The organism is Thalassobaculum sp. (assembly GCF_965223715.1).
In the GTDB taxonomy this organism is placed as follows: domain Bacteria; phylum Pseudomonadota; class Alphaproteobacteria; order Thalassobaculales; family Thalassobaculaceae; genus Thalassobaculum.
The window spans coordinates 867,099-879,581 of the sequence record NZ_OZ245012.1 but is presented as its reverse complement, the minus strand read 5'-3'; the positions used below and the strand labels follow the sequence as shown (position 1 = coordinate 879,581).

13 protein-coding genes are annotated in these 12,483 nt (G+C 68.2%); 7 read left to right on the top strand and 6 right to left on the bottom strand.

Annotated elements, in window-relative coordinates; translation table 11 throughout:
* Nucleotides 1–7 precede the first annotated feature (7 nt).
* Entirely contained in the window at nucleotides 8–661 is a 654-nt protein-coding gene (gene mobA / locus ACOQOP_RS04090; RefSeq protein WP_420565048.1) for a molybdenum cofactor guanylyltransferase MobA, read from the bottom strand.
* An 84-nt stretch (nucleotides 662–745) separates the two neighbouring features.
* Here mobA and moaA point away from each other — a divergent pair, with 84 nt between their 5' ends.
* On the top strand, nucleotides 746–1,789 hold the full coding sequence (gene moaA, locus ACOQOP_RS04085; protein WP_420566512.1) for a GTP 3',8-cyclase MoaA: 1,044 nt from the start codon (nucleotides 746–748) through the stop codon (nucleotides 1,787–1,789).
* A 219-nt stretch (nucleotides 1,790–2,008) separates the two neighbouring features.
* On the opposite strand, the gene ACOQOP_RS04080 is transcribed toward moaA, so the two are convergent.
* Nucleotides 2,009–2,497: a molybdopterin-guanine dinucleotide biosynthesis protein A gene (locus ACOQOP_RS04080; protein WP_420565047.1), complete on the bottom strand. Its 489-nt coding sequence runs from the start codon at nucleotides 2,495–2,497 to the stop codon at nucleotides 2,009–2,011.
* 159 nt (nucleotides 2,498–2,656) lie between these two features.
* Between ACOQOP_RS04080 and ACOQOP_RS04075 the strand changes: the two genes are divergently transcribed.
* Nucleotides 2,657–3,415, top strand: coding sequence for an NAD kinase (locus ACOQOP_RS04075; protein WP_420565046.1), 759 nt, complete (start codon nucleotides 2,657–2,659; stop codon nucleotides 3,413–3,415).
* A complete protein-coding gene (locus tag ACOQOP_RS04070; protein ID WP_420565045.1) occupies nucleotides 3,412–4,575 on the top strand; it encodes an NAD(P)/FAD-dependent oxidoreductase in 1,164 nt (387 codons plus the stop codon). The genes ACOQOP_RS04075 and ACOQOP_RS04070 overlap by 4 nt, the downstream gene beginning before the upstream one ends.
* 162 nt (nucleotides 4,576–4,737) lie before the next feature.
* Here ACOQOP_RS04070 and ACOQOP_RS04065 read toward each other — a convergent pair whose 3' ends face one another.
* Complete coding sequence (locus ACOQOP_RS04065; RefSeq protein ID WP_420565044.1) at nucleotides 4,738–5,124, bottom strand: MAPEG family protein; 387 nt, start codon at nucleotides 5,122–5,124, stop codon at nucleotides 4,738–4,740.
* A 170-nt stretch (nucleotides 5,125–5,294) separates the two neighbouring features.
* On the opposite strand from ACOQOP_RS04065, the gene ACOQOP_RS04060 reads away from it, so the two are divergent.
* Genes ACOQOP_RS04060 through ACOQOP_RS04045 form a run of 4 tightly spaced genes read left to right on the top strand, consistent with a single transcriptional unit; the run spans nucleotide 5,295 to nucleotide 10,443 of the window.
* Nucleotides 5,295–6,551, top strand: coding sequence for a sarcosine oxidase subunit beta family protein (locus tag ACOQOP_RS04060; protein WP_420565043.1), 1,257 nt, complete (start codon nucleotides 5,295–5,297; stop codon nucleotides 6,549–6,551).
* Nucleotides 6,552–6,564: 13 nt separating this feature from the next.
* On the top strand, nucleotides 6,565–6,843 hold the full coding sequence (locus tag ACOQOP_RS04055) for a sarcosine oxidase subunit delta (RefSeq protein WP_420565042.1): 279 nt from the start codon (nucleotides 6,565–6,567) through the stop codon (nucleotides 6,841–6,843).
* The gene (locus ACOQOP_RS04050; RefSeq protein ID WP_420565041.1) at nucleotides 6,840–9,869 is read left to right on the top strand and encodes a sarcosine oxidase subunit alpha family protein; all 3,030 of its coding nucleotides are present in this window, start codon (nucleotides 6,840–6,842) and stop codon (nucleotides 9,867–9,869) included. The genes ACOQOP_RS04055 and ACOQOP_RS04050 overlap by 4 nt, the downstream gene beginning before the upstream one ends.
* A complete protein-coding gene (locus ACOQOP_RS04045; protein ID WP_420565040.1) occupies nucleotides 9,862–10,443 on the top strand; it encodes a sarcosine oxidase subunit gamma in 582 nt (193 codons plus the stop codon). The genes ACOQOP_RS04050 and ACOQOP_RS04045 overlap by 8 nt, the downstream gene beginning before the upstream one ends.
* Before the next feature lie 275 nt (nucleotides 10,444–10,718).
* Here ACOQOP_RS04045 and ACOQOP_RS04040 read toward each other — a convergent pair whose 3' ends face one another.
* Genes ACOQOP_RS04040 through ACOQOP_RS04030 form a run of 3 tightly spaced genes read right to left on the bottom strand, consistent with a single transcriptional unit; the run spans nucleotide 10,719 to nucleotide 12,473 of the window.
* Entirely contained in the window at nucleotides 10,719–11,552 is an 834-nt protein-coding gene (locus ACOQOP_RS04040) for a CheR family methyltransferase (RefSeq protein WP_420565039.1), read from the bottom strand.
* Between the two features lie 29 nt (nucleotides 11,553–11,581).
* Nucleotides 11,582–11,959, bottom strand: coding sequence for a response regulator (locus ACOQOP_RS04035; RefSeq protein ID WP_420565038.1), 378 nt, complete (start codon nucleotides 11,957–11,959; stop codon nucleotides 11,582–11,584).
* A gap of 43 nt (nucleotides 11,960–12,002) precedes the next feature.
* Nucleotides 12,003–12,473 (bottom strand): chemotaxis protein CheW, encoded by a 471-nt coding sequence (locus ACOQOP_RS04030; RefSeq protein ID WP_420565037.1) that lies wholly within the window; start codon nucleotides 12,471–12,473, stop codon nucleotides 12,003–12,005.
* Nucleotides 12,474–12,483: the final 10 nt, after the last annotated feature.

Here is a 12,483-nt window from a genome sequence, read left to right as displayed (position 1 = left end):
GCCTCCCTTAGTCGACGCGCATCCCATGCGCCACTTCGAACAGGTCGGCCGGCGAATTGACGTTGAGAAATGGGTCGTACGGCTCCACCGGCCAGGTCGCGATCGCCCGGCGCCGGGCCCCGGCGAAGGCGTCCACCTTGCGGATGCCCTGCTCCTCCAACGCCGCCCGCAGCGGGCCGATCAGGCCGATCGGCCAGAGCCCGACCACCGGATGCACCCGGCCGCCAGACGCCACACAGGCGATCTCCGCCGCCTCGCCCGCCAGTGCGGTCAGCAGCCGGTCCACCAGATCGCGCGGCAGATAGGGCGTGTCCACCGGCGCGGTGGCGATCCACTGCCAGCCATGCGCCTCGGCATACGCCAATCCGGCGAGAATTCCGGCGAGCGGCCCCGGGTGGTCGGCCACCGTGTCGGCCACCACCGGCAGCCGGTACTCCGCGAACCGTGCCGGATCGCCATTGGCGTTCAGCACCAGCCCGCCGACCTGCCCCTCCAGCCGGTCGATCACCCGCTGCAGCAGGGTGCGGCCGCCGAGATCGGCGAAGCCCTTGTCGCCGCCGCCCATGCGCCGGGCGAGCCCGCCGGCCAGGATCACCCCCAGCACGTCGTCGTGGGAGCGGGGCGGCCGGGCTTCAATTCGCGTTTTCGTTGTGTCTGCCATGGTCAAAATCTGGGGAGCCCCGTTGGTCCATTCAACGCGCCCCCCTTTCGATCCCGTTATTCTGGTCGTATATATCGGGGCATGATGACCGAAACGTCGACCACTTCAATCTTGGCGAACCCGGCCCCGGCACCGCTGATCGACCCGTTCCAGCGGGCGATCTCCTATCTGCGGGTGTCCGTGACCGACCGCTGCGACTTCCGCTGCGTCTACTGCATGGCGGAGAACATGACCTTCCTGCCGAAGAAGGACGTGCTCTCGCTGGAGGAGCTGGACCGGCTCTGCGGCGCCTTCGTCGATCTCGGCGTGAAGAAGCTGCGGCTGACCGGCGGCGAGCCGCTGGTGCGGCGCGACATCATGTGGCTGATCCGCCGCCTCGGCGCCCGCCTGGAGGGCGGCGGCCTGGAGGAGCTGACGATCACCACCAATGCCAGCCAGCTCTCCCGCTTCGCCGACGACCTGGCGGCCTGCGGGGTGAAGCGGCTGAACGTGTCGATCGACACGCTCGATCCGGACAAGTTCCGCGCCATCACCCGCTGGGGCGACATCGGCAAGGTCATGGCCGGGCTCGATGCCGCCGACAAGGCCGGCATCGCGATCAAGATCAACGCCGTGGCGCTGAAGGGCGTCAACGACGACGAGTTGGGCGATATGCTGCAATGGTGCGGCGACCGGGGTTACGACATGACCGTGATCGAGGTCATGCCGATGGGCGATATCGGCGGCGAGGACCGGCTCGACCAGTATCTGCCGCTCTCGGCGGTGCGCGCGCGCCTGGCCCAGCGCTTCACCCTGACCGACATTCCGTACAAGACCGGCGGGCCGGCGCGCTACGTGTCGGTGGCGGAGACCGGCGGGCGGCTCGGCTTCATCACACCGCTGACCCATAATTTCTGCGAGAGCTGCAACCGGGTGCGGCTGACCTGCACCGGCACGCTGTACATGTGCCTCGGCCAGGACGACGCCGCCGACCTGCGCGAGCCGCTGCGATCGAGCGAGAGCGACGGCGCGCTGCACGACGCGATCCGCGAGGCGATAACCCGCAAGCCCAAGGGCCACGACTTCATCATCGATCGCCGCCACCGCGGCCCGGCGGTCTCCCGGCACATGAGCGTGACGGGGGGGTGAGGGGTTAGGCGGCAGGTTCCACTGCCCTGCCTGCTCACTCGCCTTCTCTCTTCCCCATCCACCGCACCTCACTCCCCGGCCTTGTGCCGGGGCCTACGCTTCCACAGCTCGGATCGCCGGAATTCTGCACACCCAGCTCCCGCGCGATCCCCGGCGTGGGCCCCGGCACAAGGCCGGGGAGTGTTCGAAGAGAGCTCAGGGATGAGTGAGGTTGCCCCCTCACTTGATCTCGATCCGGTGCGCGTAACTCCGCCCGTCGCTGACCGTCAGTTCCTCGAAGCCCAGCAGCGCCAGCAGGTCCAGGAACGTGTACTGCCCCTCCGGATCCAGGTCGCGGAACACAGGGGTCGCCCGGGCCGTCGCCGTCAGAAGGGCGAGCACCGCGCGGGCTCGGTAGAGCGTGTCCATCCGGCCGTCGTCCAGTCCGACGAGAATCGCTTTCTCTGCGTCCCGCCCCTTGGCGAAGAACGCCATCTGCGGGGCATAGGCTTTCTCCTGTGCGCCGGCCGCCATGCCGGTGACGAAGCCGAGCCGCCGGGTCCGGTCTGAATCGCGCAGCTTCTGGATCCGCGCCTTGTAGACCTCGCTGGAGGTGATCTTCGGATAGTAATAGCCCTCGTGCCGGTCGTCGGCCCAGGCGCCGCTGGCGCCGGTGACGGACTGGGACAGGCCGACCGCGATCAGGACCGCGAAAAGAACGATGCGCATGGAGGTCTCCAGGACAGCGGCCGTCCCGGCGGGAGGACCGATACATGAGGGGTGGGCCGCGCCGATTGAGGGATGCGCGCTCTCTCCGGTTTCGCCTATGGTGCCGCCGAACCGCAGGCCGGGCGACGGAGAAATGCTGTGACAGCAGGAACACAGAGTATGGCGCTCGCCTTCGTGGCCGCCAACACGGAGGAAGCCCGCGAGGCGCAGAAGCTCCTGTGCGAGCGCTACGGCAGCGTGGTGCCGACCCGGGCCGACGTGATCGTGGCGCTCGGCGGCGACGGTTATATGCTGGAGACCCTGCGCGCCGCCATTGGCGCCGGCAAGCCGATCTACGGCATGAATCGGGGCACCGTCGGCTTCCTGATGAACGAGTTCCGCGAGGAAGGCCTGATCGAGCGCCTGCAGAAGGCCCAGCCGGTCACCCTGCACCCGCTGCGCATGCACGCGACCTGCCGCGATGGCACGCGCGTGGAAGGGCTGGCGATCAACGAGGTCTCGCTGTTCCGCGCCTCGGCCCAGGCGGCGAAGATCCGGATCTCGGTCGACGGCCGCGAGCGGCTGGCCGAGCTGGTCTGCGACGGCGTGCTGGTCGCCACCCCGGCCGGCTCGACCGCCTACAACCTGTCGGCCCACGGCCCGATCATCCCACTCGGCGCCAACGTGTTGGCCCTCACACCCATCAGCGCCTTCCGCCCCCGACGCTGGCGCGGTGCGCTGCTGCCGCGCGGTGCGGTCATCCATTTCGAGACCATCCGCCCGGAGAAGCGCCCGGTGAACGCCGTGGCCGACGTCATGGAAGTGCATGACGTGGTCGAGGTGGAGGTCCGCGAGGACCGCGATGTGGAGCTCACCGTGCTCTACGACCCGGAACACAATCTTGAGGAACGCGTCCTGATGGAGCAGTTCGCCCCATGACCACGACTACGAATAACGCCTCCCCGAACACCGCAGACATTCTCATCATCGGTGGCGGCATGGCCGGAGCCTCGGCCGGGTACTTCATGGCCGACGGCGCCAAGGTGATCCTGCTGGAGCGCGAGAGCCAGCCCGGCTACCACACCACCGGACGCTCGGCCGCACTGTTCTTCGAAAACTACGGCAACGCGACCATCCGCAAGCTGAACAAGGCGACCCGGCCGTTCCTGGAGAGCCCTCCCGAGGGTTTCGCCACCGACCCGCTGATGACCCCGCGCGGCGCGGTCGCCGTCGCCACCGAGGAACTGCTCGGCACCCTGGCCAAGGAACTGGAGCAGTCGCCCAGCATGGAGCGGGTCGACGGCAAGACCCTGTTCGAGATCGCTCCCTATCTCGACCCCGACCGGATCGTCGCCGGCGCCTATGAGGCGGGGGCGATGGACATGGACGTGCACGCCATCCTGCAGGGCTTCCTGCGCGGGCTGCGGGCCAAGGGCGGCCGCGTGGTCACCGATGCCGAGGTCATGGGCCTGTCCCGCGCCGGCGGCACCTGGAGTGTGGAGACCCGCGCCGGCACGTTCAGCGCGCCGATCGTCGTCAACGCCGCCGGCGCCTGGTGCGACGTGGTCGGCGAGATGGCGGGGGCCGCGCCGATCGGCCTGATCCCCAAGCGCCGCACCGCCTTCACCTTCGACGTGGCGCTGCGCGACGGCACCACCGCCGATCCCTCAAGCTGGGCCATGGCCGATCTGTGCGACGAATCCTGGTATGTGCGCCCGGAGGGCGGGCGGATGATGGGCAGCCCGGCCGACGAGATCCCCTCGCCCCCGACCGACGCCCAGCCGGAGATCGAGGACGTGGCCATGGCCATCGACAAGATCCAGACCGACACGCTTTTCGTCATCAACCGGCCGCACTCGACTTGGGCGGGGCTGCGCAGCTTTGTCGCCGACAAGTCGCCGGTGGTGGGCTTCGCGCCGGCAGCCGAGGGGTTCCTGTGGGTGGCGGGCCAGGGCGGCTACGGCATCCAGACCAGCGCCGCTATGGGCCGGTTCAGCGCCGCCCTCGCGCTGGGCCGTGCGGTGCCGGAGGACATGGTGAAGCTCGGCCTGACCAAGGAAGAACTGGCACCGGACCGGCCAGGGCTGGGCAGGAAATAGAGCGGCTACACACTCTCCTCCCCTTTTTCACTCCCCGGATTTATTCCGGGGCCCACCCGTCCCGCGATGCGGCGCGAGAGAGCTTTCTGCGGTCCCTGCCACGTTGATCCGTAGGCCCCGGAATGAATCCGGGGAGTGGTTGGTCGGGGAGAGAACTTCCTCTCACATCACCCCGAACGACCGAACCAGCGCCGCGATGGAGGCCACACCCAGCGCGGTGAGCGTCAGTAGCATCCCGACGATGCGGCCGCCCAGGCTCTCGTTCTCCCGGCTGATGTTCACGGCATGGATCACCCGGCCGACCAGCAGACAGATCCCGACTAAATGCACGATCCAGATCGACACGCTCTGCATCTCCAGCAGGATCATCAGGATCAGCCCCAAGGGCACGAACTCGATGAAGTTTCCGTGCGCCCGGATCCGGCGCTCGAGCAGGATGTCGCCGCCGTCGCCCAGGCTCGCCTTGACCGCCCCCCGCCGGGTGACGACCCGAACCGTGAGAACCAGAAAGACAAGTCCGAGTAGTCCCGCATAGGCCGCTGTGATCATCGCTCGATCTCCGGACAAGGATGCCTGACGGATCCTAAGGTCCTCCGCCCACGCCAGATCAAGCATGTTGTGCAGCGCAGCGACGCGAGACGGGTATTTTTCGTCCGATCCCGGCTTCGCACGGCCCCCTTCCCTGGTGCAGACTTCGGTGCAACGGGAGGAAACGGGCGATGGCGGAATATTCGGTCTTCTCGCTGATCCGCGAGGGCCTGACGGGGCACAAGGGCTGGATCCGCGCCTGGCGCGATCCGGAACCGAAGAAATCCTACGACGTGATCGTCATCGGCGGCGGTGGCCATGGGCTGGCGACCGCCTATTACCTCGCGCGCAACCACGGCATCACCAATGTGGCGGTCGTGGAGAAGGGCTGGATCGGCGGCGGCAATGTCGGGCGCAACACCACCATCGTGCGCTCCAACTATATGCTCGACGGCAACGCCCATTTCTACGAGCACTCCCTAAAGCTCTGGGAGGGCCTGTCGCGGGACCTGAACTACAACGTGATGTTCAGCCAGCGCGGCGTGCTCAACCTCGCCCATTCCGACGGCCAGATGGACGCCTATGCGCGGCGCGGCAACCTGATGCGGCTGAACGGCATCAATGCCGAGCTGCTGGACCGCGAGGGCGTGCGCAGGCTCTACCCGCATCTCGACTATTCGAAGGAGGCCCGCTGGCCGATCTATGGCGGGCTGCTGCAGCCGCGCGGCGGCACCGCCCGGCACGACGCGGTGGCCTGGGGCTTCGCCCGAGGGGCCGACCGGCGCGGCGTCGACATCCTGCAGAACTGCGAGGTCACCGGCTTCGAGCGCGACGGCGACCGGATCACCGGGGTGAAGACCAGCCGCGGCACCATCGGCTGCGGCCGGGTCGGCATGGCCGTCGCCGGCAACACCTCGCGGGTCGCGTCCATGCTGGGCTGGAGGCTGCCGATCGAATCCCACGTGCTCCAGGCCTTCGTCTCGGAGCCGCTGAAGCCGCTGATCGATGGGGTCGTCACCTATGGCGCCGGGCATTTCTACATCAGCCAGTCGGACAAGGGCGGACTAGTGCTGGGCGGCGATATCGACTTCCACAATTCCTACGCCCAGCGCGGCAACCTGCCGGTGGTCGAGGACGTCATGGCCAACGGACTGGCGATGATGCCCCACCTGTCGCGGGTTCGGATCCTGCGGAGCTGGGGCGGCATCATGGACATGTCGATGGACGGCAGCCCGATCATCTCCAAGACGCCGTTCGACAACCTCTATCTCAACGCCGGCTGGTGCTATGGCGGGTTCAAGGCGACGCCGGGCTCGGGCTACGCCTTCGCCCATACGATCGCCCATGACGCCGCGCACGAGACCAACCGGGAGATGGGTCTGGAGCGGTTCGAAACCGGAGACCTGCTGGACGAGGGCGGCAAGGGGCCGACCCCGAAGCTGCATTGAGGGGCATGCGCGCATGATTCTGATCACCTGCCCCCATTGCGGCCCGCGCGACCAGGCCGAGTTCTCCTATGCCGGCGACGCGACCAAGTCCCGCCCGGCCGATCCCGCGACGGCAACCGCGGCGGACTGGCACGACTACGTCTATCTGCGCGACAACCCGGCCGGGCCGCATCTGGAGTTCTGGCACCACATCCATGGCTGCCGGCGCTATGTGAAGGTACTGCGCGACGTCACCAGCCATGAGGTGCTGGCCTGCGGCTGGCCGGATGCGGACCTGGAGGGGGCCCGATGATCTTCGGCCGCCTCAAGGACGTGAACGCCTGCCGCCTACCCACAGGCGGGGAGATCGACCGCCGTCGCCCGCTGTCCTTCACTTTCGACGGCAGAAGCTACATTGGATATGCGGGCGACACGCTGGCCTCCGCCCTGCTCGCCAATGACGTCCGTCTGGTCGGGCGCAGCTTCAAGTACCACCGGCCGCGGGGCATCTTCACCGCCGGGCCGGAAGAGCCGAACGCCTTGGTCGAACTGCGCCGCGGCGGACGGCAGGAGCCGAACACGCGGGCCAACATGGCCGAGCTGTTCCACGGGCTGGAGGCGACGAGCCAGAACCGCTGGCCCTCCCTCGCCCTGGATGCGATGGAGCTGAACGACCTGGTCGGCCGCTTCCTGGTTGCCGGCTTCTACTACAAGACCTTCATGGGCTTCCCCGGCTGGCATTTCTACGAGAAGCGGATACGGGCGGCGGCCGGCATGGGACGCGCCACCACCGAGCCCGACCCCGACAGCTATGAGCGGATGACGGCCCATTGCGACGTGCTGGTGGTGGGCGGCGGGCCGAGCGGACTGGCGGCCGCCCTGACCGCCGGGCGCAGCGGCGCCCGGGTGATCCTGGTGGAGGAGACCGACGGGCTCGGCGGACGGCTGCGCGCGGAGCGCGAGACCATCGGCGGTGTCCCTGCGATGCGCTGGGTGGCGCAGGCCCGGGCGGAGCTCGAGAGCCTGGCGGAGGTCCGCATCCTCACCCGCACCACCGCCTTCGGCTATTACGACGACAACATGATCGGCGCGGTGGAGCGGGTGGCCGACCACCTCCCCGTCCCGCCGCCCCATGTCCCGCGTCAGCGCCTGTGGCACATCCGGTCCGGGCGCGTGGTGCTGGCGACCGGCGCCATCGAGCGGCACATCGCCTTCCCCCATAACGACCGGCCCGGCGTGATGCTGGCCGGGGCCGTGCGCACCTATCTGCACCGCTTCGCCGTGCGCCCGGGCCGCCGGGCCGTGGTGGTGGCGAACAACGACGACGGCTACCGCACCGCGCTCGACCTGCGCGCCGCCGGGGTCGAGGTCATGCGGGTGGTCGACACCCGCCCGGCCGGAAGCAGCCCGTGGCGGGACCGCTGCAACGCCGCCGGGATCGAGACCATCGACAACGCCGCGGTGACGAAAGTTCATGGCCGGCTCGCGGTGATCGGCTGCGACGTCGCCCGGCGGGACGACCCCGCCCATCCGGTGTTCGAGCCCTGCGACCTGCTAGCGGTCTCCGGCGGGTGGAGCCCGGCGGTACATCTGCATACCCATGCGCTTGGGAAGATCGACTGGGACGCCGGTCTCGCCGCCTTCGTGCCGGGTGCGGCCCGCCAGGCCCATGTCTCGGTCGGAGCCGCCCGCGGTGCCTACAGCCTCGCCGCCTGCCTGACAGACGGGTTCAGGGCCGGGGCCGAAGCGGCGGAAGCGGCCGGCTTCGCCCCCGGCGCCCTGCCCGACACGCCGACGACCCACGAGCCGGGCCAGCGGCCGGTGGAAGCATTCTGGGCCGTCGGCAGCGGCAAGAAGCGCTTCGTCGACCTGCAGGACGACGTCACCGCCGACGACATCACACTCGCCCACCGGGAGGGTTTCGTCTCGGTGGAGCACCTGAAGCGTTACACGACCCTCGGCATGGGAACCGACCAGGGCAAGACGTCCAACATCATCGGCCACGCGCTGATGGCGGAGGCCCGCGGCGAGCCGATCCCGGAGGTCGGCACCACACGGTTCCGCCCGCCCTACACCCCCGTCTCCTTCGGCGCCTTCGCCGGCGGCGACCGGGGCCGCCATCACCGGCCGGAGCGGCGCTCGGCCATGCATGACTGGCACGCCGCCAACGGCGCCACCTTCGTGGAGGCGGGGCACTGGCTGCGGCCGCAATATTACCTCGCCCCCGGCGAGACTGGTGGCAAGGCGGCCATGGACCGGGCGATCACCGAGGAGGTCGCCGCCGTCCGCACCGCCGTCGGGCTGGTCGACGTGTCCACCCTGGGCAAGATCGACATCCAGGGGCCCGATGCGGGCGAGCTGCTGAACCGGCTCTATGCCAACGGCTTCAAGACCCTGGCCGTGGGTAAGGCGCGCTACGGGCTGATGCTGCGCGAGGACGGGATCGTCTATGACGACGGCACCACCTCGCGGCTGGGCGAAAATCACTACCTGATGACCACCACCACCGCCCATGCGGGCGACGTGATGGCGCTGATCGAATGGTACCTGCAGGTGGCCTGGCCGGAGCTGGACGCCCAGGCCTGTTCGGTCACCGAGCAGTGGGCCGCCATGGCGCTGGCCGGACCGAAGGCGCGCGACGTGCTGGCGGCGGCGGTGGAGGCCGGGACAGACGTGTCGGACGCCGCCCTTCCCTTCATGGGCGTCACCGAGGCAGTGATCGCCGGGGTGCCGGTACGGATCTTCCGGATCAGCTTCTCCGGCGAGCTCAGCTACGAGATCAACGCCCCAGCCGACTGGGGCACCCGGGTCTGGGAGGCGTTGATCGCCGCCGGACGGCCGCACGGCATCCGCCCCTACGGCACCGAGGCCATGGCGATCCTGCGCATCGAGAAAGGCCACGTCACCCATGCCGAGCTGGACGGCCGGGTCACCCTGGACGATGCCGGTATGGGGCGGATGGCGAGCACGAAGAAATGGTTCGTCGGCAGCGGTATGTTGGACAAGCCGGCCTATACCGACCCAGCCCGGCCGAAGCTGGTGGGGCTGGTGCCAGTGGACGGGAAGACGCGCATCCCGGCGGGCTCGATCCTGGTGGCGAATCCCAAGGCACCGGTGCCGGCAGGGCGGCTCGGACCGGAGAAGCTGGGGCATGTGTCGTCCAGCGCCTATCTCTCGCCGACGGTCGGCCATCCGATCGCGCTCGGCTTCGTGTCGGGCGGGCTCGCGCGCAAGGGCGAGACGGTCTGGGCGGTCTTCCCGCTCAGGAACCTGGAAATTGAGGTGCGGATCACCGATCCGGTCTTCGTCGATCCGGAGGGAGGACGGCTGCGTGGCTGACACAATTACGGGTTTGACGCCCCTGCCGCCGCGGCTCTCGCCGGTCGCCGGCCTGTTCGCCGAGACGCTCAGCGATGCGCCCGCCGGCCTGACGATCGCCGCGAGGGTGATGGACCAGGTGCAGATCGACTGCCGGCCGGACCGGATCGAATCCATTGCCCTGCCCCTGCCGGCCCCCGGCCGGGCGGTGTCGGTGGACGGGCTGCGACTGCTGAGCCTGGCGCCGGGGCGCTGGATGGCGCTCTCGGCCGGCTCGACGGACCTGATGGCGCTGCTGCGGGAATGCTGCGGTGCGGCGGTCCTGGTGGATCAAAGCCATGGGCGAACCAGCCTGCGCCTGTCGGGGCCACGGGCGCGGGATGTCCTGGCGTCGGGGACCGGGATCGATCTGCATCCCCGTGCCTTTGCCGAAGACCGGGTGGCGTCGACGGCGCTGTTTCATGTCCCGGTGACGCTGGACCGCCGGCTCGGCACGGCCACCTTCGACCTGCACATGGCCCGTGGCTACGCCCACAGCCTGGCAGAACGGCTCATCGCCGCCGGACGGCAATACGGGGTGGCGGTGGTGCTCTAAGCTATTCAAGACAGAGCAAATTCACACGATCCAATGTTTCCATCTGATCGTGATTTGCTCTAGGCCGTCGCCCTGAAGAACGTCGGGATCAGTCTGGAAACGCCGGGGCCCGGCGACGCGGATGAGGTATAGCCTTGGTCCTGACTTGCGTCAGGACGACGGGATGTTTTCTGTCCCCCCATCTCCCCCACCTGACCGTCGTCCTGACGGAAGTCAGGACCAAGCCACGGGAGTCGGAGCGACCCGTCGGGGAGGAAGCCCCGAACTCATCGGATTCAGGCCGCCCGGGCGGCGGCCTTCTCGGTGGGGACGTAGATGCCGCGCAGACCCGGGGCGGCGGCGAACTTGTCGGACACGCCGAGCACCGTCTCCGCACCGCCGAGGAACAGGTGGCCGTCGGCCGGCATGACGCCGGCGATCCGGGCAAGAATCTCCGCCTTGGTCGCATGATCGAAGTAGATCAGCACGTTACGGCAGAACACCACGTCGAACTGGCCGAGCGAACGCGGGTTTTCCAGCAGGTTGAACTCGCGGAACGACACCTTGTTCTTGATGTCGGCCTTCAGGTGCCAGGCCTCGCCCTTCTGTTCGAAATACTTCACCAGCATGGTGATCGGCAGGCCGCGCTGGACCTCGAACTGGGAGTATTCGGCCCGGCGGGCGCGCTCCAGGATGGTCTTGGAGATGTCGGTGCCGACGATCTCCAGACGCCAGCCGGCGACCTTGGCGCCCAGCTCCGAGAACATCATCGCCAGCGAATACGGCTCCTGGCCGCTGGAGCAGGCCGCACACCAGATGCGGATGCGCTTGGAGGCGGCGTTGCGCTCCATCAGGGTCGGCAGGACGTTGTCGCGGAACTGGTCGAACGGCCGTTGGTCGCGGAAGAACAGGGTCTCGTTCGTGGTCATCGCGTCGAGCACGTCGCTCACCAGGGCGGCGGACGGCATCTGCCGGATCTTCGCCAGCACGTCGGACGCATCGTTCATGCCGTGCTTGCGGGCGATCGGCGCCAGGCGGTTCTCGACCAGATAGGCCTTTTCCGCGGTGATGACGATTCCAGCCTTGGTTTTGAGAAATCCGATAAAATGCTCAAAATCAGCTTTGTTCATGGCGACCCCCTGGACGCTGGCGTTGCGGATCAGGCGGCGGAACGCAGGCCCACGGTCGCGAATTTCGTGGCGAGGATGTCCTCGTCGAACGGCTTCATGATGTATTCGTCGGCACCCGCCCACAGCGCGCGGCTGATCTTGGCCAGGTCGTTCTCGGTGGTGCAGAACACCACCTTCGGCTCCTTGCCGTTCGGCATCTTGCGGAGGCTCTCCAGGAAATCGATGCCCTGCATCTGCGGCATGTTCCAGTCGAGCAGGATCGCTTCCGGCATCGGATTGGCGTTCACGTAGTCGAGGGCATCGGTGCCGTCGGCAGCCTCGGCAACCTCGTAGCCGAACTTCTCCACGATGCGGCGGGCGACTTTGCGCACGACCGAGGAATCATCGACGATCAGGCAGATGGGCATGACAAATCCTCCGGCAAACGGGCGCTGACACCCGGGCAAACGGTCAGAACGTGAGAATTTCGGAGACGTCCAGCAGCACCAGCAGCTCGCCGTCGAGCTTGTGGATGCCGTTGGAGACTTCCCGCAGCTTGGTGGACATCGTGGCCGGATGCGGGTCGATCGCGGCTTCGGTGATGTTCAGGACATCGCCGACCTCGTCGACAACCAGGCTGTACAGGTCGCCCTTGTACTCCACGACCACGTTCATGTGGTGGTCGCTCTCGGATTTCGGCATCGACAGGCGGGTGCGCAGGTCGACGGCGGTCACGATCCGGCCGCGCAGGTTGAGCGAGCCGCGGATCACCTCCAGGGACAGCGGAACGCGGGTCACCGGCTGCGGGCCGATGATGTCCTCCACGTCGAGCACGGGGATGCCGAAGCTCTGCTTGCCGACCTTGACGGTCACGAACTGGACGACGTCCGCCATGGTCATGGCGGTGCCGGAGTCGCTGGCCTGCGGAGTGAGCGCGTTCATGGTCGGTCTC

Excerpts from the sequence above, each read along its gene's own strand:
- ACOQOP_RS04030 (WP_420565037.1), bottom strand. The coding sequence starts at position 12,473 with ATGAACGCGCTCACTCCGCAGGCCAGCGACTCCGGCACCGCCATGACC.
- ACOQOP_RS04075 (WP_420565046.1), top strand. The coding sequence starts at position 2,657 with ATGGCGCTCGCCTTCGTGGCCGCCAACACGGAGGAAGCCCGCGAGGCG.
- ACOQOP_RS04060 (WP_420565043.1), top strand. The coding sequence starts at position 5,295 with ATGGCGGAATATTCGGTCTTCTCGCTGATCCGCGAGGGCCTGACGGGG.
- ACOQOP_RS04065 (WP_420565044.1), bottom strand. The coding sequence starts at position 5,124 with ATGATCACAGCGGCCTATGCGGGACTACTCGGACTTGTCTTTCTGGTT.
- ACOQOP_RS04040 (WP_420565039.1), bottom strand. The coding sequence starts at position 11,552 with ATGAACAAAGCTGATTTTGAGCATTTTATCGGATTTCTCAAAACCAAG.
- ACOQOP_RS04070 (WP_420565045.1), top strand. The coding sequence starts at position 3,412 with ATGACCACGACTACGAATAACGCCTCCCCGAACACCGCAGACATTCTC.
- mobA (WP_420565048.1), bottom strand. The coding sequence starts at position 661 with ATGGCAGACACAACGAAAACGCGAATTGAAGCCCGGCCGCCCCGCTCC.
- ACOQOP_RS04050 (WP_420565041.1), top strand. The coding sequence starts at position 6,840 with ATGATCTTCGGCCGCCTCAAGGACGTGAACGCCTGCCGCCTACCCACA.
- ACOQOP_RS04055 (WP_420565042.1), top strand. The coding sequence starts at position 6,565 with ATGATTCTGATCACCTGCCCCCATTGCGGCCCGCGCGACCAGGCCGAG.
- ACOQOP_RS04035 (WP_420565038.1), bottom strand. The coding sequence starts at position 11,959 with ATGCCCATCTGCCTGATCGTCGATGATTCCTCGGTCGTGCGCAAAGTC.
- ACOQOP_RS04080 (WP_420565047.1), bottom strand. The coding sequence starts at position 2,497 with ATGCGCATCGTTCTTTTCGCGGTCCTGATCGCGGTCGGCCTGTCCCAG.
- moaA (WP_420566512.1), top strand. The coding sequence starts at position 746 with ATGACCGAAACGTCGACCACTTCAATCTTGGCGAACCCGGCCCCGGCA.